Here is a 19,872-nt window from a genome sequence, read left to right on the forward strand (position 1 = left end):
CATGAAGTTTCCGGCCAGCATCTCGCGCAGTGTCTTCATGCAAGCCTTCCCTGCGCGTGGACTCAAGCTCGTCGATGACGTCGCGATGATCCGGCAGCAGCTGCCGCGGCAAACCGCATTTTGACGAGCGTCAGCGACGGTCTAAGCTCCGTCATCCTGAGGCGCCGGAGCGTAGTGGAGGCCTCGAAGGATGAACGGCCCCCGCTCTACCCGGCCGTTCATCCTTCGAGGCTCTCCACGCGGCGCGCTGCGCCACGTGTCTCGCACCTCAGGATGACGGGGATGGACTGCCGCGGTCACCTCCGTCGTTGCTAAGAAACGCAAAGCCGACTAACGATGCCCCATGACCACATGGCGCCCCCATCCCCACATCCGCGTCGTCGCGATCGGCCTGCACTGGCGGGACGGGCGGCTGCTCGCGGCTGAGGTGCGCGACGATGCCGGGCGGATCAAGGGCGTGCGCCCGCTCGGCGGGGCGATCGAGTTCGGCGAGAGCTGGCGGACTGCGCTCTTGCGCGAATTCAACGAGGAACTCCGCATCGACGTCAGCATCGTCGGCGAGCCGCTGATGATGGAGAATATCTTTGTCCACGAGGACGCAACCGGGCACGAGGTGATGTTCATCGCCGAGATCGCGTTTCCGCAGGGCGCCTTCGATGGCCAGGATCGCATCGACTTCCGCGAGGACAACGGAGAGGAGATCGTCGCCCGCTGGTTCGACCTCGCCGATCTCGACGTGCCTGATGGCCCGAGCCTTTATCCGACTGGACTGAAAGACCTGCTGCTCACACTCAAGGCCGGGCGCGATTGATCGTCCCGGCTACCACGTCTCCGCGCCGGGGATTTTCTTGCGCACCGCCATGCGCTGGATCCAGATGCAGCGACGGACGGACCTGGTGGAGCGACCGACGGCGGATATGCCCTCGCCGGCCTGAAGCAGCGGCGCCACGGTCTGGCGCAACGCGCGGCAGCGTTCGAGCTCGGCCTGCCAGTCGATGATCGCCGCGTTCGCGTTTGACGCCATCAGCGCCGATACGCCGACGGCCAGACAAAGCGTCCGCATCATTCACGTTTCCTTCCCTGGCGCTTCGTCGGCAACGCGCCGGTAGCGGAAATCGCAATGATCTGCGCCTTGCATGATCGTCTGCGTCCGCGTGAGGTTGATGTCCAGGCCGAATCCTTCCGCCGTGGCAAAATCGGCGGTGCAGACCATGAGGAAGCCGAGCTCCGGCTCGCCCAGCGCCTTGTAGAACTCGGCATAGGCGCATCGCTTCACGTCGAAGGCGAATGCATCCGGCGTCTGCTCGATCACGTCATAGGCGAGCGCGTCATCCCGGGCGTAGGTCTTGAAGGCGGAGTCCACCGCCCGGCCGAGATTGGGATCGTTCTTCGCTGTCCAGAACGCCTCGCCGAAACCGCGATAGAGATCGCCAAGCGTCTTGCGCACCAGCGCGTTCGCGCGCGCCTCGCCGAGCTCGGCCTGCAGCGCCTTGACCAGCGGCACCAGGACCTGCGCCTGGATCTTTGCCTGTTCGATGACGGATATGCTCATCGCCGGCCTGCCTGTGAAATGGAACACACTTGAAACACCCCTCAGGTTGTATCATGCTCCAGATGTAACCAAGGCGAACGGGCGTGCGAACCCGTATCGATTTCTCGATTATTTCATTCTCGAAGACAAAATTGGAGTCCCGCGCAGGGTGATATGGACGATCCCTGCGACGGGAGCGCCTCAAGGGATCGCGATCAGTTTCGAAAAATTCCGACGTCTCGCCGGCCTCGGCGATGCGACGGTCGCTTCATGCCCGCAGACACGATCAGCCCGGAGGGCCGGCCCGGGACAGCGCCGGCATCGACAATCGCGCTTGCAGCCATCGAGAGGAGCGCCCCATGGACGAACCCAAACCGCTCACCAGCGCCTTCAACAAGACCGCAAACTTCTCCATCCACCAGGTCGACAGCGTATTCAGGGCTGTCGCACACGCCGCCGTCCCCGTTGCCGTGCCTGTTACGCTGCCGCCGACGCTCGGGCCGCTGTCGGCCTTCACCGGCACCTTCACGGGACAGGGGTTCAACACGATCTTCCGGCCGGACAGCGCGACGACACCGACGCAGATGCCGGGGCCGATCAACACCACCGACCCGCCCGACAATGTGCTGGAGCTGAACCTCACCGACGAGACGCTGTCGTTCTCGAACAGTCTCGGCGCGATCCCCAATCGCGGCTCGGGGCCGCAGGCCGACGCTTTCCTCAACGGCGTGCCGTATCTGCAGACCATCAACGACGTGACCACGGGAACGCCGGTCGGCATTCACTTCGAGCCCGGCATCTGGCTCGCGGTGCCAGCGACCACCAACCCGCACGAACCGTTCACTGTCGCGCGCATGGCCTCGATCCCGCACGGCACGACGATCACCGCGCAAGGCGCCGCGCTGCCGCCGGTCGCGGGCAAGCCCGTTATCGCGCCGATCGACATCACGCCGTTCTCCGGCGGCAATCCGGCCAACAAGTTCACCTTCCAGAATCAGACAGCGGCCAACAAGACGACACGCAGGCTGCCGCAGGATCTCACCGCGCTGATCGCCTCCGGCAAGCTTACCCAGGCCATGATCACCGATCCGAACACCGTGCTGCGCAATCAGATCGCGCACCAGACCATCAGCCAGACGATCATCATCGAGACCTCGACCAGGCCCGGCTCGCCGCTGTCGGGCGGTCCGTTGCCGGTTGTCGCTTCGCCGGGACCGCATCCGCAGGCGCCGAATTTCGCCGGCGGCACCGCGAACATCGCGTTCCTGCAAGGCGTGCCCGCGCCGGCGCCGGGCGGCAACGGCGCCAACGCCAACGCATTCCAGATGGATGCGGTGTTCTGGATCGAGACTGTCATCTACGACATCGACGTGCCGCGCATCGCGTGCGGAGAGCCGCCGATCATCCTCCAGCCGGCGCAGAAGGACACGGTGCCGCTGGTGCCGAGCTTCGTCGCCACGCTTCCCTTCGTGCCGGGCAAGGGATTTGCCGGCGGCCGCGTGCGGGTGGCGACGACGCAGATTCAATATTCGCAGAAGGTCATGCTGGATTTCAACGGCCTGACCTGGCCGCACGTCTCCGTGGCTTCACTGGTGCCAGCGGCGCCGGTGCCGATTCCGGAGCATCTGCTGCCGCTGACGTGAGTGGGCCGCGGGTTCGCGGCGGTCGCAAACATGTTTCTATACCGAACGGTATAGAAACATGTTTCGGAGTGCGGGCGCGTGGAGATGTTCGATCAGGTGGGGTTCGGCGTGAAGATCACCTTGCCCTTGAAGCTTGCAGCCTGAGCGATTGCGTCGGGAAACTGCTCCAGGCCGTAGGTCGCAGCGACCGGCGCAGTGAGCGCCCCTGATGTGACCAACGGGATCAGGTGATCGTACATTTTGCCCATGGTCTCGTCCGTGGCAGTCTTAAGCCAATGCAAGAGCCAGAAGCCGCGCATCGCTACCTCGGCGAAGATCGCTTTTTGGGTCGAGCCGGAGAAGGGCTGCCCGCTCATTCCGCTGTAGAGAACGACCGTGCCTTTCGGTGCAACGCAGTTCATGAGGTTCAGGGTCGCTGCACCGCCGACCATGTCGAGCGCCAGATGGATGGGAGCTCCCCCCGTCTCGCTGGCGACGCGCTTGGGCAGGTCGGGTCCGTCGACGAGCGCGACATCCACTCCCAGCGCGCGGAGCTCCGGCACCAATTCCTCGCGTCGAACGACATTGACCAGCTTGAGTCCCAGCGATTTCGCAACCGCGATGACCGCACGCCCCGTCGCCGAATTGGCACCATTCTGAATCACCCAGCCGCCGCTCGGGACCTTCACCACATCGGTCAACAGCAGGTACGCCGTCGCGGGATTGACGCCGACCATCGCGAGCTGCTGGACGTCCGCTTGCGGCGGCAACGCCCGCTGCCACGTCGCGGCGAACTTCACCCGCTCGGTCCAGGTCGGAACCATGATCGGTATCAGGGTTCGGTCGCCTTCCTTCAGGCTCTTGACGGCTGCACCGGCGGCAACCACGCGGCCCACGCCTTCGATTCCGAGGATGGCCGGCAGCGGCGGCAGGTATCCGTAGCGTCCCGCGGCGATCATGAGGTCGGTGGCATTGACCGGAGCGGCCTCGACGACGACCACGACTTCACCGGGGCCGGGAGAGCCGACATCGGGGACGTCATTCAGCTTCACCGCGTCCGCGGGCTTTCCAAACGTCACGACTTGAAGCGCCTTCATCTGTCATCTCCCGTTGCCTCGTTCTGTACTTAGTAGTACATAATTGGGAGAAAGTCAACGAAGGCGCCGGATGCGCCCGTCACATCTCCTTGAGGACTTAACATCCGCAGCCGGAGCGCATAAACAGGTTGAATGGCAAGACCACGCAGTTTCGATCCCGACGACGTGCTCGAAGTCGCGCGCGAGGTTTTCTTGCGCAAGGGCTATCAGGCAGCGTCGCTCGACGAGATCACGGCGGCGAGCGGCATCGCCAAGCCGAGCCTCTATGCCGCCTTTGGCGACAAGAGCGCGCTATTCCTTCGCGTGCTCGATCGTTATCACGACCGCATTCTCGGCTGGGCTGAGCGTGTCCTGGCCCAGCCGGGCTCGGCCCGCGACGCCATCAGGCAATGGCTCACGGGCTTCGTGCCGTATTGCTCTGGTACAAAGGGAGCGCGAGGCTGCCTGTCGATCAACTCGGCGACCGAAGGCTCGCTCGATCAGGCAGAAGTCCGCAAGAGTATCGAACGCTACAACAGGCAACTCGAGCAGCTGTTGCGCGCACGCCTGCACGCCGACCGGGCGCAGTTCAGGAAGGGCTTTGATGCCGATCTCACGGCACACACGATCATGGTGGTGCACACCGGATTGATGTCGCTCGCGCATCAGGGATCCGACGCGAAGCAGGTGCAGGCGGTGATCGATCAGGTGATGACGCTGCTGGCCTAGGGATGGCCGGATTCATTTGGGCCTCGTCGACATGAGCCATGGCAGCCCGTCAGCTCAACTGGTGTCGCTCAGCTGCGCAGCAACCGCAACGCCCGGCCCTTGTGCAGGGCGACATGATCGGTCTTGTCGCTCTTGATCTCGTATTGCGGATCTTCCGGGCTCGCATGGTGCGTGTGCCCCTTGTAGTCGACGTCCTCAGTGTGGACGCGCAGAATATGGCCGCGGACACGGCCGGCCTCGGAATTCCAGCTGACGTGATCGCCGCGGTGGAAGGATTTTGTGGAGGCTTTGGGCATGGGGAACAATGCCAGGCGTGAGGGCGTGTTCCAAGGGGAGTAGAGAACGACGCACCAGTCCGTCTACGCTCTTCGAGCTACGCCGGACACGCTTCGCCCTTATGGGGCGTGGCTGCGCCACGCGAAGCCTCTTGGCGAAGCGTGGTGGGCACGACAGGGATCGAACCTGTGACCCCTACCATGTCAAGGTAGTGCTCTCCCGCTGAGCTACGTGCCCTAATAGTCCACTTACGTCGGGTGGGGGTCCCTATAACGGCTCAGGGGACCGTGCGCAAGGACGGAACGCTGTGGATTTAGGCCGCCAGCATCTTGTTCACTTCGCTCACCAATTCGCGCAGGTGCACGGGTTTCGACAGCACCTTGGCGTTCTTGGGGGCGTCCGAATCCGAGTTCAGGGCGACCGCGGCAAAGCCAGTGATGAACATGATCTTGATGTCGGGGTCGAGTTCCGAAGCCCGGCGGGCGAGCTCGATCCCGTCCATCTCCGGCATCACGATGTCGGTCAGCAGCATCTCGAACGGCTCTTCCCGCAACCGCTGATAGGCGGCCATGCCGTTGTCATGGGACGAGACCTGAAAACCGGCGTTTTCCAGCGCCTTGACCAGGAAACGGCGCATGTCGTTGTCGTCTTCGGCGAGCAGGATTTTGGCCATGGCAGGAACGTCGAATCCCCAGAGGATATGCAGAGGTCACTAAGCCCGACAGAGGGTAAATTTGGGGTGAAAATCTTAACCCAGGACCGGCCGCCCTGCGAGGGGTGTTGTGAACCGGAACGGGTCGCGAATCAATCGAGCCGCGCCCACGCGTCCCCGCCTCCCTGCTCACACGGTTAAGACATGTTCCAGCGCGGATCACGCTTTTTCACTTGGCAGACTGGTTGCGATTCCGGACAATGACGACACATAAGAGCCGCTCGATCGGCCGAATCATTCGATCCGAAATCTATGCCGGGTGATGCGGCATGAAGGGACGAAGCCTGAGAAGATGACCCGGTTTGACGGCGAGGTGTCGCCAGCCTTCGAAATCGTGGAGCCCGCCGAATGGCGCGCGCCTGTTATCTTCAACTCGCCCCATTCCGGCTCGACCTACCCGGATGAATTCCTGAGCGCATCGCGGATCGACCTGCCGCAACTGCGGCGGTCCGAGGATTCCTTCATGGACGAGCTGATCGGCCATTTGAGCGAGCGCGGCTTTCCGACCGTGCGGGTCAACTTTCCGCGCTCCTTCGTCGACGTCAACAGAGAGCCCTATGAGCTCGACCCCCGGATGTTCACCGGCCGGCTGCCGAGCTTTGCCAACACCCGCTCGATGCGGGTCGCGGGGGGTCTCGGCACCATTCCGCGCGTGGTCGGCGACGGCCAGGAGATCTATCGCGACCGCATCGCGGTCGACGAGGCGCTGGCGCGGATCGAGACGCTCTACAAGCCCTACCATCGTGCGCTGCGCCGGCTGATCAACAAGGTGCACCAGATGTTCGGCACCGTGGTGCTGGTCGACTGCCATTCGATGCCGTCGGTCGGGGTCTCTAGGGACGAGCCGCGCCGGCCCGACGTCGTGATCGGCGACCGCTACGGCACCAGCTGCACGCCGCTGCTGCCCGACCGCGTCGAGGAAACCATGACCGGGCTCGGCTATTCGATCGGCCGCAACAAGCCCTATGCCGGCGGCTTCATCACCGAGCATTACGGCAACCCGGCGAGCGGGCTGCACGCGGTGCAGCTCGAGCTCAACCGCGCGATCTACATGGACGAACGGCGGCGCGAGCGCGGCCCACGTTTTGCGCAAGTGGCGAGCGACTTCGGTATCCTCGCCGACGTGCTGGCGACCACGATCCCGTTCGGCGATCTCGGCCCGTTCCAGGCCGCGGCGGAATAGACGACAGCTTCTCTTCGAACGACCGGATTGGTGCGAGGGCGTTTTCGCTTCGCGAGCATGTGCGCGGAAAACTGAAAGCGGAGCCCCCAAGAAAAAAGGGCCGCTCGCGAATGACGCAAGCGGCCCAAGTCTAGGGAGGAAACGCCCAAGGAGGGCAGCGGTAACGCCAAGCGCTACCGCACCGCAACAATATGCGGCCGCGCCGCACAAAGTGCAAGGGCTTTTGAGCCGTTTCCCATGCAAAAACACATGGCTCATTTGCTCCCAGAGAAACCCAGATTCAGTTTCTTTAATAAGTAATTTCAATGGGTTGATAACCGTTTGCATACAAACAAGGCATGGGAGGAACTAAGTTCTCAATACCGTGATCGATATTTGGCCAGCAGATGGCTCGCCGAAGGCAGCACGACAACCGCATCCAAAATACCAGGGTGCAAATCAACACAGCGCTGCACCCGAGAGGCGATTTGAGCTAGCTAGATGCGAGCTTCGCCCAACTTTCGTTTTGAGGATGCACCGTGACGGTGATCGACTTCTCCGCCTTCATCGGACGGCTCGCCACCGCGTCCGGCGAAACCATCCTGCCGTTCTTCCGCACCTCGCTGTCGATCGACGACAAGAGCAAGACCAAGGATTTCGATCCCGTCACGGAGGCCGACCGCGCGGCGGAAGCCGTGATGCGGCGGCTGATCAAGGCCAGCTTCCCCCAGCACGGCATCGTCGGCGAGGAATTCGGCAATGAGCGGGAGGACGCCGACTATGTCTGGGTGCTCGACCCCATCGACGGCACGAAGTCCTTCATCGGCGGCTTTCCGATCTGGGGCACGCTGATCGCGCTCCTGCACAAGGGCATGCCTGTTTATGGCATGATGCACCAGCCGTTCATCGGCGAGCGCTTTGCCGGCGACAACGGCTCGGCCAATTACAAGGGCCCATCCGGCGAGCGCCGGCTCCAGGTCCGCCGCTGCGCCTCGCTGTCGGAGGCCACGACCTACACCACCTCTCCGCTGCTGATGAACGCGAGCGACCGCGCCATTTTCGGCCGGATCGAGCAGGGCGCGCGGCTGTCGCGCTATGGCGGCGATTGCTATTCCTATTGCATGCTGGCCGCCGGCCATGTCGATCTCGTGGTCGAGACCGAGCTGAAGCCCTACGATATCGCAGCGCTGATCCCGATCGTGACCGGCGCCGGCGGCGTCGTCACCACCTGGGAAGGCAAGCCGGCCCAGGGCGGCGGCCGCATCGTCGCCGCGGGCGACGCGAGAGTCCACGAAGAAGCGCTGAAGCTTCTGAACCAATAACAAACGCGAGCGGAGGCTTGCATGATCCTCTCACGCAGGCTTCTTGTTGGATTGCTCGTGCTATTGCCGTCGATCGCAGCGGCGCAGAATTTTCCGGCAAAACCGATCAAGCTGATCGTGCCGTTCCCGGCCGGCGGCCCCAACGACATCATCGCGCGCGTGGTCGGCCAGCGCATGTCGGAGCTGGCAGGGCAGCCGGTGCTGATCGACAATCGCGGCGGCCAGGGCGGCGTGCTCGGCACCGATGCCGTCGCCAAGGCCGCGCCCGATGGCTATACCATCGCCATCTCCTCGGCCGGCGCGCTCGCGATCAGCCCCAGCATGGAGAAGGTCGCCTACGACACGCTCAATGACCTGACGCCGGTGACGCTGGTGGCGACCGTGCCGGAAATGCTCGTTGTTGCGACCAACGTGCCCGCCAAAGACATCGGCGAATTGATTGCGCTGGCGAAGGCCCAGCCCGGAAAACTCAACTTTGCCTCCTCCGGCCCCGGCAGCCTGCCGCATCTCGCCGGCGAATTGTTCAAGCTGACGGCGAAAATCGACATCGTGCACGTGCCCTATCGCGGCGCCGCGCCGGCCGTGAACGATCTGCTCGGACAGCAGGTGCAGATGACGTTCCTCGATCTCCCGGTGCTGCTGCCGCAGGTCAAGGCGGGCGCACTCAAGCCGATCGCGGTCGGCTCGGTGGAGCGCGCCCCGACCGCGCCCGACGTGCCGACCACCAAGGAAGCGGGCTTTCCGGATCTGCGCATCGAGAACTGGTACGGCATGGTCGCGCCCAAGGGCACGCCGAAGGAGATCATCACGGCCCTGCACGACCTCGCCACCAGAGCCATGGCGGATCCCGCGGTGAAGGAGAAGCTCGCCCAGCAGGGCGCAACGCTTGTCGGCGACGAGCCAGAGCATTTTCGCGCCTTCATCGCGGATGAGACCAAGAAGTGGGCGAAAGTGATCAAGGACGCCGGCGTCGAGACGGCGAAGTAGGCTTGCTTACCCTCCCCTGGAGGGGGAGGGTAAGAGCACCTCACACCGCCTCGGCCCTCAAATGCTCCACCAGCATCTTGGCCGGGCGTGGCAGCGCCTTGAAGCTGCGCGCGCAGATCACGAGGCGGCGGTTGGCGAAGGCGTCGCGCAGGCGGACGATCGCGAGCGGCATCAGCTTGGCGCAGCGGCGGGCGGCAGCTTCAGGCACCAGCGCGACGCCGACATCGGCCGACACCAACTGGCAGATCGCGTCGAAGTCGCGCAGGCGCGCGCGAAAATGCGGACGCATGCCGAGTCGGGCGGCGTGCTTCGAAATGTGCATCTGAAGTGCGGTGGCGCTGGTCAGACCAACGAACTCGCAAGAGCCCGCCTCCTGGAAGTCGATCTGGCGGCGGCCGGCGAACGGGCCGCGCCTGGACGTCACCAGCGTCAGGCGGTCCTCGTTGAACACGAAACGCTCGACATGATCAGGCAGCGCATGCTCGGCAGCAAAGCCGAGATCGGCGGCGCCCGCGGTGATCGCCGCCGCAATGTCGGTGCTCTCGCGCTCCTCGATGTCGATGGCGATGTCGCGATGCTCGCGCAGGAAACCGGCGAGCGCCTTCGGCAGATGCTCCGAGAGCCCGGAGGTGTTGGCAAGGAAGTGCACGCTGGCGCGCACGCCGCTGGCAAAGCCGGCGAGATCGCCGCGCATGGCGTCGACCTGGTGAATCACGAGCCGCGCGTGATCGAGCAGGCTCTCGCCCGCCGCGGTCAATTCCACGCCGCGGCGCCCGCGCTTGAGCAAGGCGACGCCGAGCGCATCCTCCAGCCCCTTGATGCGGGCGCTGGCCGAGGCCAGCGCCAGATGCGATCGCTCCGCGCCGCGGGTGATGCTGCGCTGATCGGCGACCGCGATGAAGAGCTGGAGATCGACGAGATCGAAGCGCACGGCTGCTTCCTCCAAATTTAGCCTTCGCCATTGGCGAAGGCTCGCTCCGTAACCTCCAGATTGTGCCCGGGCGCGGCTTCGGTCAATGTGGCCGGCATGCTCGACCCTCTCCTCATTCTCATCGCCGCCGTCTTCCTGGTCGCCGGCTTCGTCAAGGGCGTCGTCGGGCTCGGCCTGCCGACGGTGTCGATGGGCCTGCTCGCGGTGAACATGGCCCCCAGCCGCGCCATCGCCATCGTGATCGTGCCCGCCATCGTCACCAACATCTGGCAGACCTTTGTCGGCCCTTACTTGCGCGACATCCTGAAACGGCTGTGGCCGCTGATGATCGGCACCGTGATCGGATGCTGGCTCAACGCCGGCGCACTGACGGGCCCCTATGCCCGCTACGGCACCGTCGTGCTCGGCGTGCTCCTGGTGATCTACGCCATCATTGGCCTCAGCAAATTCAAGTTCCACGTCGCCCCTCGCAACGAGAAATGGGTCGGCGGCATGGTCGGTGTCGTCACCGGCGTGATCTCGGCCTCGACAGGCGTGCAGGTGATTCCCTCGATGCCGTTCATGCAGGCGATCGGCATGGAGAAGGACGAACTGGTGCAGGCGCTCGGCGTGTTCTTCACCACCGCGACGCTGGCGCTCGCCTTCAATCTCACCGCCGGCGGATTGCTGACCCCGGCCAATGCCGTGCCGGGCGCTGTCGCCATGGCCATGGCCTTTGCCGGCATGTTCATCGGCCAGTCGGTGCGGGCGCGGATGCCGGCGGAGGCATTTCGCCGCTGGTTCCTGGTCGCGATGATCCTGCTCGGCGTCTATCTCGCCGGCAGCGCGCTCGTGAAGGAAGTCGCGTGAAGAATGTAGGGTGGGCAAAGCGGAGCGTGCCCACGCATTTGTCGTGACCGAGAGAGATGGTGGGCACGGCGCAAGTGCGCCTTTGCCCACCCTACGCAGCTCCATCATTCGTTCGAATGAGTTACCGCGCCTCCAGCATGGCGACGCGGATACCGAGATAGATGAAGAGGCCGCCGAGGGCACGGTTGACCCAGGCGATCACGCCCTCGGACTGCCGCAGCCGGTGAGCGGCCCTGGCCGCGAACGCTGCCAGCACCAGGCACCACAGCGTCCCCGTGCAGATGAAGATCAGGCCGAGCGCCAGGAAGGCCAGCGGCTTGTGCGGCGCATCGGCTGCGACAAATTGCGGCAGGAAAGCCAGGAAGAACAGCGCGACCTTGGGATTGAGCGCGTTGGTGAAGACGCCCTGGAGGAAGACCCGCCGCAGCGAGCTCCTCTCGGTCGCGTCCTTGACCGCCAGCAGGGCCGGCCGCGACCACAGCATCTGAAGGCCGGTCAGAACCAGATAGGCCGCGCCGGCCAGCTTCAGCACTGCGAACGCGGTGGATGAGGCCATCAAGAGCGCCGAAAGGCCGATCGCGGCGCCCGCGACGTGGAAAAAACAGCCGCAACTGATGCCGAAGGCCGCAGCCGCCCCGCCGCGCCAGCCCATCTGCATGCTGCGGCCGATCACATAGACCGTATCCGGCCCCGGCGTGATGTTGAGCAGCGCGCCCGACAGGACGAAGAGCCAGATTTCGTGAATGCCCAGCATGAGAGGCTCCCGCCGCCCGGCCGGGCGGTCTCAAAGGACTGGCCTTAGTCGGTTCACACCCGATCGTCCACCGCCGGGAATGCCTAGGATTTGCATCAAATTTGCAATGCGGATCATACTTCCGATCGGCCTCATGTGCTCTATAAAGGCTGAGTTTTTGAAACGCGGGATTCGCGGGCCGCTGCCGGACATTGGCCGTCCCCTCTCCCTTGGAGCTCCGAGGATATGGAAAGACGTCTGGCCGCCATCGTCTGCGCCGATGTCGCCGGCTATTCGCGCATGATGGGCACTGACGAGGCCGGCACCCATGCCGCCTTCAAGGCCCATCGCAGCGCGATCCATCCCATCATTCTCAATCATGGCGGCCGTGTCGTGAAGAACACGGGCGACGGCTTCCTGCTGGAATTTCCTTCCATCGTCGGCGCCGCTGAGGCCGCGATCGCGATGCAGGTGCTGATGGCGGACCGCAATCACCATCTGCCCGCCGACCGCGCCATGCAATTCCGGCTCGGCATTCACATGGGTGACGTCATCGCCGACGAGGACGAGGTGTTCGGCGACGACGTCAACATTGCAGTCCGCCTGGAATCGGTGGCGAGCCCCGGCGGATTCGCGATCTCGGCCAAGGCGTACAAGGAAGCGAGCAAGCATCTCACCGTGCCGTTGGTCGATGGCGGCAACCATCGCTTCAAGAACATCAAGGATCCGGTCGGGGTCTGGACCTGGACGCCCGAGGGCGCGCCGGCGCTCGCACCCGAGTTCAGGGAAGGCTCGGCGCTGTCGCAAGCCTACCGCACGGCGATCGTCGGCGTGCTGCCCTTCGCCAATCTCAGCGACGCCCAGGACGAATATTTCTCCGACGGCCTGACCGAGGATCTGATCCACGCGCTGTCGCTGCAATCCTTCTATCGCGTGCTGAGCCGCAACTCGACCTTCGCCTTCAAGGGCAAGACGATCAGCACCCGCGTGATCGCGCGCGAGATCGACGCCACCTATTTGATCCAGGGCTCTGTCCGGCGCGCCGGCGCCAAGATCCGCGTCACCGCCGAGCTGATCGCGCCGGAGACCGGCGAGCAGCTCTGGACCGGCCGTTACGACCGCGACATCGGCGACCTCTTCGCGATGCAGGACGAGATCACGACCAATCTGTCCGCGGCCATCGCCACCGAGATCGTCAGGGCCGAAGCCTCCGCGCCGGCGCGCCCCACCACCGACGTGAGTGCGTGGGACCGCTTCCTCAAGGGTCTGTCCCATTACTACCGGCTGACCAAGGAGGACCAGAGCGCCGCCGTCGCCCTGTTCAGGGAGGCGATCGCGCTCGATCCGAAACTGTCGATCGCACGCGCCTATCTCGCCACGGTCCAAATCCAAAGCATCCAGTTCGGCTGGATCAAGGGTACGCGCGAGATGTGGGCGGAAGCGATGTCGCTCGCCGAAACCAGCGTGCGGCTCGACCCGCGCTCATCCTTCGCGTTCTCGATCCTGTCGTGGGTTCAGGGGATGGAGGGCCATTACGAGGCGGCGATGGATGCCGCCAAGCGCGCGGTTGCGTTGAATCCCTACGACATGGGCGCGCGCGGCGTGCTCGGCATCTGCCATTTCGTCATCGGCGAGCACCGGCAGGCGATCGAGCTGTTTTCGATGGCCGCCCAGCGCGGCAACAGCGATCCGCGCTACCAATGGGCCACGCTGAACGCCTTCAGCCACTACCTCCTCCGCCAATATGACGCGACCCTGTCCTGGGCTCGCGAGCAGCTCTACATCAACCCGAACCATATGCAGGCGCTTGCGATCCGAGCTGCGGCACTGGCGCAATTGGGCCGGACTGCCGAAGCAGCCGAGGCGACCTCTGTGCTGATGAGCAATTACCCGACCTTGAATGTCGACCGTCACTTGCGGAATTTTCACTGGAAGCGGCCAGAAGACATCGCGCATTACCGCGACGGGCTTCTGAAGGCAGGTGTCCCGGCCAGCAAGCTCACCTTGGTCCAGAGCGACGTCAGACGCGCCGCCGAATCCTGAGCGCAAGATCCGCCACCATCTCGCCTTCCGGCTTTATTGACACAACAGTGAATTCAGCCACACTTCGTCACACGCTGAAGTAGTATAGGTTGCTGCTGGTTTGTTAGGACTTTCCGCGCTGTATCGGCGCGTCGGTATTTCACGATTCGCTGTTTTCAGGATTTTGGGCCATGAACGACCCCGTCTCGAAGCCCCCCTTCGCCCCCTCAATTCAGGTCTCGCCAAACAATCCCTGCCCGTTTCTGCGCGGCCTCGTCGGCGAAGGTTTTGTCGACGGCGGCACCGTCCCGCTCCGCACGCTGTCGCAGACCATCGCGAATGCAAGCGGCGAGACCGGAGCGAAGAAAGTATCGGCCCGCATCCAGGTCCGCGGCGTCGCACTGATCGCCAACGGCGCCTGTCACATCCTGCAAAGCATCTTCTGGGGCGCGCAGCTCAATCGCTTGCGCGGCGGCCCGCTCGACAAGCTCGGCGCCGGCTCACGCATCCTCGGCGTCGACGGCAAGGTCCATGAGGACGAGATCGCGCGGTTCGCCAGTTTCGGCGCCACCTATGCTGCCCCCGAGGGCGGCAACGAGACCGGGCTCAACGCCTCGCAAATCCAGACCTTCATGAACGACAATCTCAAGCGCGCCGGCAATCAGGCGCGCTGGTACTACCCGATCCTGATGAAGTTCGAATGGCCGGTCCTGCTCAAGATCATGGGCAAGGGTCAGGGTGATGACCGCTATCTCAGCGTGGCCGAGGTGACGACGTTGTTCAACGAGCGCAAATTCCCTGACAGGATCACCCAGCGGGTCGCCAGCCAGCCGGTCAAACCGCCCTCGCTCATCTTGCGCGCGGCCGGCGGGCTCGTCGCCGCGCTGCTCGTCCTGGGCATCGTGGCGCTGCGCTTTCCCGATCAATTCCAGCCGATGCTGCCCCATGTCATCGGCCAGTTCCTGGCCCCGCCGTTGCCGAAGCTTGTCGAACCCAGGGCCGCGTACTGGCTCGAGCAGAACTGGGCGCTCGAGGACCGGCACTGGTTTCATCACGCCAGCCAGGGCACCGCGACCTTCCCGGTGCCCTATCGCTGGTTCATGGCGCTCGAGCAGCCGCGGCTTCATTTCTTCGCCAAGCCCGGGATGCTGCACGACAGCGATCATCTGCAGCGCTTCGGCTTCATCCCGAGCCCGCAGACGATCAACACCGACGACGCCACGCTACGCCGGTTCGGCTATGCCAATGTCTACGACAAGACCAAGCCGGTGCCGGCGCGACTCTGGGATCCGCCAGTCAACTGGGGCAGGCAGGCTGAAAACGTCGACGGCCTGCCCGTCGGCTTCGCGCGCATGACCGGCGTGCCCGATCCTGCGACCGGCCAGGTCGGCGAAGACCGGATCGGCCTGACCTGCGCCGCCTGCCACACCGGCCAGATCCACTACAAGGGCGTCGCCATCCGCTTCGACGGCGGCCCGGCGATGACCGACCTCAGGAAGCTCGAGATCACGACCGGCCTGTCGATCGCCTACACGCTGCTCGTGCCGGGCCGCTTCACGCGCTTCGCCGATCGGGTGCTCGGTCCCTCCGCCAGCGATGGGGATCGCGATGCACTGAAGCAGAAGCTGAGCGCGATCGGCACGTTCCTGAAAGACTGGGAAGCAACCTACGACAAGACCATTGCGGGCAAGACGAGGTTCAACGAGAAGACGAAGCAGAACGAGCAGCAGCAGGACACCGAGGAAGGTTACGGCCGCCTCGACGCGCTCAACCGCATCGGCAACCAGGTCTTCTCCCAGGACATGGCGCTCAGCGGGCTCAGCGGCTTCGAGAAGAATCTGCACGCCAAGGACGCGCCGGTCAGCTTCCCGCCGATCTGGACGGTGCCCTGGCTCAAATATGCGCAGTATGACGCCTCCATCGAGCAGCCGCTGATCCGCAATGCCGGCGAAGCGCTGGGCGTGACCGCGCTGCTCAACCTGTCCGACAGCACGCCTGGGGACACGCTGTTCCGCTCGTCGATGGACATCAAGAATCTGAACTGGATCGAGGATCTGCTGAAGGGGTCGGCGCCCTATCCGAAGAAGCAGCTGTCCGGACTGACGTCGCCGAAATGGCCGTCGGACATCTTCGGCGATGCTGCCTGGAAGATCGATGACGACCGCGTCAAACGCGGCCGCAAGCTCTATTCGGAGATCTGCGTCGAATGCCATCTCGGTCCGGTCAACGATCCCGTGTTCGACGCCGAATTTCCGCAACAGAGCATCTGGTCCTCCGACCGCTGGGAGACCATCGGCAAGGACAAATTCTTGAATGAGGTGCAGAAAGGCGTCAGGGGCATGGGGACCGACCCCGCTCAGGCCAGCGTGCTGGCGACGCGCACGGTTCAGGTGCCGGGTTTCCTTAAGCTCGACCCCACGCAGAAGCTCAATGCCTGGTGGAATTGCAATCTGCCTGAGGTGTCGTCGACCGACATGCCGTACGCGCTCGGCCTGATGGTGCTCGTCGACATCGTCAGCCGCAAGGCGATGGACGATGCCAAGATCGACCCGAAGGTTCAGGATATCTGGTGGGGCAAGCGCAAAAACTGCCCGAACCCCGGCCCGCAGCCGCCCGACAAGAAGGAGCCGCCGCCCTGGTATCGCGCGCGCCCGCTCAACGGCGTCTGGGCCACCGCGCCGTACCTGCACAACGGATCGGTGCCGTCGCTCTACTGGATGCTGAGCCCCGCGGCCGATCGCCCCAAATCGTTCTGCATGGGTGGCGATCGCGACTTCGATCCGAAGCAGGTCGGCTTCGCGGTCTCCGACGGCGAGAGCTGCAAGACCGGACAGTCGCGCTTCTCGACGCGCGCATCTGATGGCACCGAACTGTTCGGCAACAGCAATGCCGGCCACTCGTTCGATGGCACGCCGGGTCCCGGCAAGGACGGCACCATCGGCCGCGTGCTCAAGGAGCAGGAGCGCTACGATCTGATCGAGTATCTGAAGACGCTGTGAGCGGTCTTCACCTCTTCCTGCTTGTGGGGAGAGGTCGGGATGCACCCACACCGTCATTGCGAGGAGCCCTTGCGACGAAGCAATCCAGGCAGCCTCCGCGGAGACAGTCTGGATTGCTTCGCTGCGCTCGCAATGACGGAGAACGGGGACGGTCCGCCCGTCCAACTCTCACCACCCCCATCACCCCGCTCCTCTCAGCGCGAGCGAAGCTCGTCGCGCCCGCAAGCGGGGCGAGGGAGCACACCGCCTTCGCGGACCCCCCTCACTTGAACAGCGGCGTGCCCGGCACGAACGCGTCGAAGGCTGCCCAGAACTGGGAGCGGTAGCGGTCCTGCTCCTGCAGGATCTCGTGCTTGGAGCCGGCGATCACGAGATGCGAGCCGGCGCGCAAGTGATAGGCGAATTCCTCGATGGCCGCGGTCGAGACCACCGTGTCGTTGGACGCCGCCAGCATCAGGATCGGCTGGCGGATCTCGGATGGGTAGTTCATGCCCTTGAAGGTGTGCATGGCACGGAAGGCGGTATCGGCCCAGGCGACCGTCGGTGAGGCGAGGCCAAGCGTCGGGTCCTCCTCCAGGATCGCGGCGTTGCGCGCATAGCGCACGGGATCGCTGGTGAGGGGATTGTTGATGAAGGGCGACAGTCCGGTGATCTGGTCGCTGCCGCCGGGAACGTACGCGCCGCCCCGCCCCAGCATGCGCATCGTCTTCAACAATGCGCGTACCGGAAACGACGTGGCACGACCGGGCAAGTCGATCATCGGCGCGGTCAGCACCATACGATCGAACCAGCGCTTCTGCGCATGCGCCAGCCGCAGCAGCACCGCGCCGCCCATGGAATGCGCCAGCGCGAAGAACGGCGGCGGACAGTCCGGCAGCACCACCTGCTGCACGAAGGTCTCGACGTCGATCTCGTAGTCGGCGAAGTTGCGCACATAACCCTTGCGCGGATCGCGCAGGCGGCGCGACGAATGTCCCTGCCCGCGCCAGTCGATCATCGCGACGGCAAAGCCGCGGTCACGCAAATCGCGCACGGTCTCGAAATATTTCTCGATCTGCTCGCTGCGCCCGGTGAAGACGCAGACGGTGCCCTTGCGGTTCGCCGGCGGCGCCCAGCGCGCGTAACGCAGCTCGACGCCATCGGGTGTCTTGATGGTGCCGCTGACGACGTCTTCGGGCACGGGGTTGGACGGAATCGAGACCAGCGTCATGAGAGTGCGTAGGCGCCAAGTGCTGTAAATCAAGGGGCGGGAGCGCCGAAAAGGCGCCGCTACCGCCCTCTTGAACGCCGTCTGGACCCACCCATATCACCTCAGTGCAGGCCGCTACCAGTGTTTCGGAACCGGAACATCAGGCTGCACACAGAGATGAGCCCGGCCCGATTGGCGGGCGGGTTACCCAACAGTCGCTCAATGGAGGACTTGACCATGCGTACCTACGATCTCACCCCGTTCTATCGTTCCACCGTCGGCTTCGACCGCCTCTTCAACCTGCTCGACCAGGCCGGTTCGGATGGCAGCAGCCCCGGTTATCCCCCTTACAATATCGAGCGCACCGGCGAGAACGCCTACCGCATCACCGTTGCGGTCTCGGGCTTTGCCAAGGATGAGCTCTCCATCGTCGCGAAGGAAAACACGCTGACGATCAAGGGCGAGAAAGTCGCCAATGAGAACTCGAAATCCGAAGTGCTCTATCGCGGCATCGCGGCCCGCGCCTTCGAGCGCGCCTTCCAGCTTGCCGACTTCGTGCAGGTGAAGGACGCCTCGCTCGAGAACGGCCTGCTTCATGTCGACCTCGTACGCGAGATTCCCGAAGCCAAGAAGCCGCGCCAGATCGCGATCAACAGCGGCGCGAAGCCGCAGGTGATCGAGAGCTCGGTCGCCGCGTAAAGCCGCGCGTCAGCTTCCAAGTTACGATAACGCCCCGGTGCCCCGGGGCGTTTTTTTGCTTGGCGCGGCTCCCTCCCCAAGCGTCGTCCTAGCGAAAGCCAGGATTGCCCTTTTCGCATCGCATCACAGGCAGGTGAGCAGCGTAACACCCTCGCCTTCCGCTCCGTCCTTTGGACATCGCTACCCAAAACAAGACGGAGCACGATCATGACTTTCTGGCGCAGCCTTTTCGTCGCCGCGAGCCTGTTGGCGGCCCCCATCAGCCTTGCTCACGCGCAGACCCCGCAGGCGGTGAAGGCCAAGAATGTCGTGCTGGTGCACGGCGCCTGGGCCGACGGCTCGAGCTGGTCGGAGGTGATCCCGATCCTCCAGGCCGCCGGCCTCAACGTCACCGCCGTGCAGAATCCGCTGGGCTCGCTCGCTGAATCGGTCGAGGCGACCAAGCGAGTGCTGGCCGAGCAGGATGGTCCGACCGTGCTGGTTGCGCATTCCTGGGGCGGCACCGTGATCAGCCAGGTCGGCACCGATCCGAAGGTCACCGGCCTCGTCTACATCGCCGCGCGCGCCCCCGATGCCGCCGAGGATTTCGTCGCACTGTCAAAACAGTTTCCGACGGGACCGGCGCGCGCCGGCATCGTCGAGCACGACGGCTACACCAAGCTTTCCGAAGACGCGTTCCTGAAATATTTCGCCAACGGCGTCGCGCCCGAGCGCGCCAGGGAACTCTACGCCGTGCAATGGCCAACGGCGGCCTCGATCTTCGCCGGTCGCACCACCGAAGCCGCCTGGCACACGAAGCCGAGCTGGTATGCGGTGTCGAAGAACGACGGCACCATCAATCCCGATTTCGAGCGTTTCCTCGCCAAGCGCATGAACGCAACCACGATCGAGCTCGACGCCGGCCACCTCTCGCTGGTGTCGCATCCGAAGGAGGTGGCGAATTTGATCCTGGAAGCGGCGGGGTATCCGCGGAGCTGAGCGGCGATCGCTGAAATGCAAAGGCGCCTGGGGGTCTCCAGGCGCCTTTTGTTTT

20 protein-coding genes and 1 tRNA gene are annotated in these 19,872 nt (G+C 64.3%); 12 read left to right on the top strand and 9 right to left on the bottom strand.

Annotated elements, in window-relative coordinates:
* Position 1 precedes the first annotated feature (1 nt).
* Both XH89_RS41945 and XH89_RS33425 read left to right on the top strand, forming a co-directional pair.
* Positions 2–124 (top strand): hypothetical protein, encoded by a 123-nt coding sequence (locus XH89_RS41945; protein ID WP_256440018.1) that lies wholly within the window; start codon positions 2–4, stop codon positions 122–124.
* Between the two features lie 219 nt (positions 125–343).
* Positions 344–811, top strand: a complete 468-nt coding sequence (locus tag XH89_RS33425) for an NUDIX hydrolase (RefSeq protein ID WP_194464544.1) — start codon at positions 344–346, stop codon at positions 809–811.
* 9 nt (positions 812–820) lie between these two features.
* On the opposite strand, the gene XH89_RS33430 is transcribed toward XH89_RS33425, so the two are convergent.
* Together XH89_RS33430 and XH89_RS33435 are read right to left on the bottom strand one after the other, a co-directional pair.
* Positions 821–1,066: a hypothetical protein gene (locus XH89_RS33430; RefSeq protein WP_194464545.1), complete on the bottom strand. Its 246-nt coding sequence runs from the start codon at positions 1,064–1,066 to the stop codon at positions 821–823.
* Entirely contained in the window at positions 1,067–1,552 is a 486-nt protein-coding gene (locus XH89_RS33435; protein ID WP_194464546.1) for an L-2-amino-thiazoline-4-carboxylic acid hydrolase, read from the bottom strand. It lies immediately after the preceding gene.
* A gap of 338 nt (positions 1,553–1,890) precedes the next feature.
* Here XH89_RS33435 and XH89_RS33440 point away from each other — a divergent pair, with 338 nt between their 5' ends.
* Positions 1,891–3,174 carry a heme-binding protein gene (locus XH89_RS33440; protein WP_194464547.1) on the top strand — a complete coding sequence of 428 codons (1,284 nt, stop codon included), beginning with the start codon at positions 1,891–1,893 and terminating at the stop codon, positions 3,172–3,174.
* Positions 3,175–3,266: 92 nt separating this feature from the next.
* Here XH89_RS33440 and XH89_RS33445 read toward each other — a convergent pair whose 3' ends face one another.
* A complete protein-coding gene (locus XH89_RS33445; protein WP_194464548.1) occupies positions 3,267–4,250 on the bottom strand; it encodes a zinc-dependent alcohol dehydrogenase family protein in 984 nt (327 codons plus the stop codon).
* A 132-nt stretch (positions 4,251–4,382) separates the two neighbouring features.
* On the opposite strand from XH89_RS33445, the gene XH89_RS33450 reads away from it, so the two are divergent.
* Positions 4,383–4,958 carry a TetR/AcrR family transcriptional regulator gene (locus XH89_RS33450; protein ID WP_194464549.1) on the top strand — a complete coding sequence of 192 codons (576 nt, stop codon included), beginning with the start codon at positions 4,383–4,385 and terminating at the stop codon, positions 4,956–4,958.
* Positions 4,959–5,026: 68 nt separating this feature from the next.
* On the opposite strand, the gene XH89_RS33455 is transcribed toward XH89_RS33450, so the two are convergent.
* From XH89_RS33455 to cpdR, 3 genes are all read right to left on the bottom strand, one after another.
* Positions 5,027–5,254, bottom strand: coding sequence for a DUF2945 domain-containing protein (locus XH89_RS33455; protein WP_194464550.1), 228 nt, complete (start codon positions 5,252–5,254; stop codon positions 5,027–5,029).
* A 142-nt stretch (positions 5,255–5,396) separates the two neighbouring features.
* Positions 5,397–5,471 (bottom strand) — tRNA-Val (locus XH89_RS33460).
* A 76-nt stretch (positions 5,472–5,547) separates the two neighbouring features.
* Positions 5,548–5,907 carry a cell cycle two-component system response regulator CpdR gene (cpdR, locus tag XH89_RS33465; protein WP_028179810.1) on the bottom strand — a complete coding sequence of 120 codons (360 nt, stop codon included), beginning with the start codon at positions 5,905–5,907 and terminating at the stop codon, positions 5,548–5,550.
* 331 nt (positions 5,908–6,238) lie between these two features.
* Here cpdR and XH89_RS33470 point away from each other — a divergent pair, with 331 nt between their 5' ends.
* From XH89_RS33470 to XH89_RS33480, 3 genes are all read left to right on the top strand, one after another.
* The gene (locus XH89_RS33470; protein ID WP_194464551.1) at positions 6,239–7,129 is read left to right on the top strand and encodes an N-formylglutamate amidohydrolase; all 891 of its coding nucleotides are present in this window, start codon (positions 6,239–6,241) and stop codon (positions 7,127–7,129) included.
* A gap of 518 nt (positions 7,130–7,647) precedes the next feature.
* Entirely contained in the window at positions 7,648–8,430 is a 783-nt protein-coding gene (gene hisN, locus XH89_RS33475; protein WP_194464552.1) for a histidinol-phosphatase, read from the top strand.
* A gap of 21 nt (positions 8,431–8,451) precedes the next feature.
* Positions 8,452–9,417 carry a tripartite tricarboxylate transporter substrate binding protein gene (locus tag XH89_RS33480; protein ID WP_194464553.1) on the top strand — a complete coding sequence of 322 codons (966 nt, stop codon included), beginning with the start codon at positions 8,452–8,454 and terminating at the stop codon, positions 9,415–9,417.
* A gap of 40 nt (positions 9,418–9,457) precedes the next feature.
* Here the strand turns inward: XH89_RS33480 and XH89_RS33485 are convergent, their stop codons facing one another.
* A complete protein-coding gene (locus XH89_RS33485) occupies positions 9,458–10,348 on the bottom strand; it encodes a LysR substrate-binding domain-containing protein (RefSeq protein WP_194464554.1) in 891 nt (296 codons plus the stop codon).
* A gap of 96 nt (positions 10,349–10,444) precedes the next feature.
* On the opposite strand from XH89_RS33485, the gene XH89_RS33490 reads away from it, so the two are divergent.
* A complete protein-coding gene (locus XH89_RS33490; protein WP_194464555.1) occupies positions 10,445–11,197 on the top strand; it encodes a sulfite exporter TauE/SafE family protein in 753 nt (250 codons plus the stop codon).
* 121 nt (positions 11,198–11,318) lie between these two features.
* On the opposite strand, the gene XH89_RS33495 is transcribed toward XH89_RS33490, so the two are convergent.
* Positions 11,319–11,951 carry a LysE family translocator gene (locus tag XH89_RS33495; RefSeq protein WP_194464556.1) on the bottom strand — a complete coding sequence of 211 codons (633 nt, stop codon included), beginning with the start codon at positions 11,949–11,951 and terminating at the stop codon, positions 11,319–11,321.
* Between the two features lie 225 nt (positions 11,952–12,176).
* Here XH89_RS33495 and XH89_RS33500 point away from each other — a divergent pair, with 225 nt between their 5' ends.
* Together XH89_RS33500 and XH89_RS33505 are read left to right on the top strand one after the other, a co-directional pair.
* Positions 12,177–13,973 (top strand): adenylate/guanylate cyclase domain-containing protein, encoded by a 1,797-nt coding sequence (locus XH89_RS33500; RefSeq protein ID WP_194464557.1) that lies wholly within the window; start codon positions 12,177–12,179, stop codon positions 13,971–13,973.
* Between the two features lie 170 nt (positions 13,974–14,143).
* Positions 14,144–16,951, top strand: a complete 2,808-nt coding sequence (locus XH89_RS33505) for a di-heme-cytochrome C peroxidase (RefSeq protein ID WP_194464558.1) — start codon at positions 14,144–14,146, stop codon at positions 16,949–16,951.
* A gap of 262 nt (positions 16,952–17,213) precedes the next feature.
* On the opposite strand, the gene XH89_RS33510 is transcribed toward XH89_RS33505, so the two are convergent.
* On the bottom strand, positions 17,214–18,161 hold the full coding sequence (locus XH89_RS33510) for an alpha/beta fold hydrolase (RefSeq protein WP_194464559.1): 948 nt from the start codon (positions 18,159–18,161) through the stop codon (positions 17,214–17,216).
* A gap of 216 nt (positions 18,162–18,377) precedes the next feature.
* Here XH89_RS33510 and XH89_RS33515 point away from each other — a divergent pair, with 216 nt between their 5' ends.
* Together XH89_RS33515 and XH89_RS33520 are read left to right on the top strand one after the other, a co-directional pair.
* On the top strand, positions 18,378–18,839 hold the full coding sequence (locus XH89_RS33515) for an Hsp20 family protein (RefSeq protein ID WP_194464560.1): 462 nt from the start codon (positions 18,378–18,380) through the stop codon (positions 18,837–18,839).
* Between the two features lie 207 nt (positions 18,840–19,046).
* Entirely contained in the window at positions 19,047–19,817 is a 771-nt protein-coding gene (locus XH89_RS33520) for an alpha/beta fold hydrolase (RefSeq protein ID WP_194464561.1), read from the top strand.
* The last annotated feature ends 55 nt before the right edge of the window (positions 19,818–19,872 follow it).

This window comes from Bradyrhizobium sp. CCBAU 53340 (assembly GCF_015291645.1).
In the GTDB taxonomy this organism is placed as follows: domain Bacteria; phylum Pseudomonadota; class Alphaproteobacteria; order Rhizobiales; family Xanthobacteraceae; genus Bradyrhizobium.

Coding starts and splice junctions, on each gene's coding strand:
- XH89_RS33445 (WP_194464548.1), bottom strand. CDS start 4,250: ATGAAGGCGCTTCAAGTCGTGACGTTTGGAAAGCCCGCGGACGCGGTG.
- XH89_RS33500 (WP_194464557.1), top strand. CDS start 12,177: ATGGAAAGACGTCTGGCCGCCATCGTCTGCGCCGATGTCGCCGGCTAT.
- XH89_RS33515 (WP_194464560.1), top strand. CDS start 18,378: ATGCGTACCTACGATCTCACCCCGTTCTATCGTTCCACCGTCGGCTTC.
- XH89_RS33435 (WP_194464546.1), bottom strand. CDS start 1,552: ATGAGCATATCCGTCATCGAACAGGCAAAGATCCAGGCGCAGGTCCTG.
- XH89_RS33480 (WP_194464553.1), top strand. CDS start 8,452: ATGATCCTCTCACGCAGGCTTCTTGTTGGATTGCTCGTGCTATTGCCG.
- XH89_RS33455 (WP_194464550.1), bottom strand. CDS start 5,254: ATGCCCAAAGCCTCCACAAAATCCTTCCACCGCGGCGATCACGTCAGC.
- XH89_RS33510 (WP_194464559.1), bottom strand. CDS start 18,161: ATGACGCTGGTCTCGATTCCGTCCAACCCCGTGCCCGAAGACGTCGTC.
- XH89_RS33440 (WP_194464547.1), top strand. CDS start 1,891: ATGGACGAACCCAAACCGCTCACCAGCGCCTTCAACAAGACCGCAAAC.
- XH89_RS33470 (WP_194464551.1), top strand. CDS start 6,239: ATGACCCGGTTTGACGGCGAGGTGTCGCCAGCCTTCGAAATCGTGGAG.
- XH89_RS33450 (WP_194464549.1), top strand. CDS start 4,383: ATGGCAAGACCACGCAGTTTCGATCCCGACGACGTGCTCGAAGTCGCG.
- cpdR (WP_028179810.1), bottom strand. CDS start 5,907: ATGGCCAAAATCCTGCTCGCCGAAGACGACAACGACATGCGCCGTTTC.
- XH89_RS41945 (WP_256440018.1), top strand. CDS start 2: ATGAAGTTTCCGGCCAGCATCTCGCGCAGTGTCTTCATGCAAGCCTTC.
- XH89_RS33520 (WP_194464561.1), top strand. CDS start 19,047: ATGACTTTCTGGCGCAGCCTTTTCGTCGCCGCGAGCCTGTTGGCGGCC.
- XH89_RS33495 (WP_194464556.1), bottom strand. CDS start 11,951: ATGCTGGGCATTCACGAAATCTGGCTCTTCGTCCTGTCGGGCGCGCTG.
- XH89_RS33505 (WP_194464558.1), top strand. CDS start 14,144: ATGAACGACCCCGTCTCGAAGCCCCCCTTCGCCCCCTCAATTCAGGTC.
- XH89_RS33425 (WP_194464544.1), top strand. CDS start 344: ATGACCACATGGCGCCCCCATCCCCACATCCGCGTCGTCGCGATCGGC.
- XH89_RS33430 (WP_194464545.1), bottom strand. CDS start 1,066: ATGATGCGGACGCTTTGTCTGGCCGTCGGCGTATCGGCGCTGATGGCG.
- XH89_RS33490 (WP_194464555.1), top strand. CDS start 10,445: ATGCTCGACCCTCTCCTCATTCTCATCGCCGCCGTCTTCCTGGTCGCC.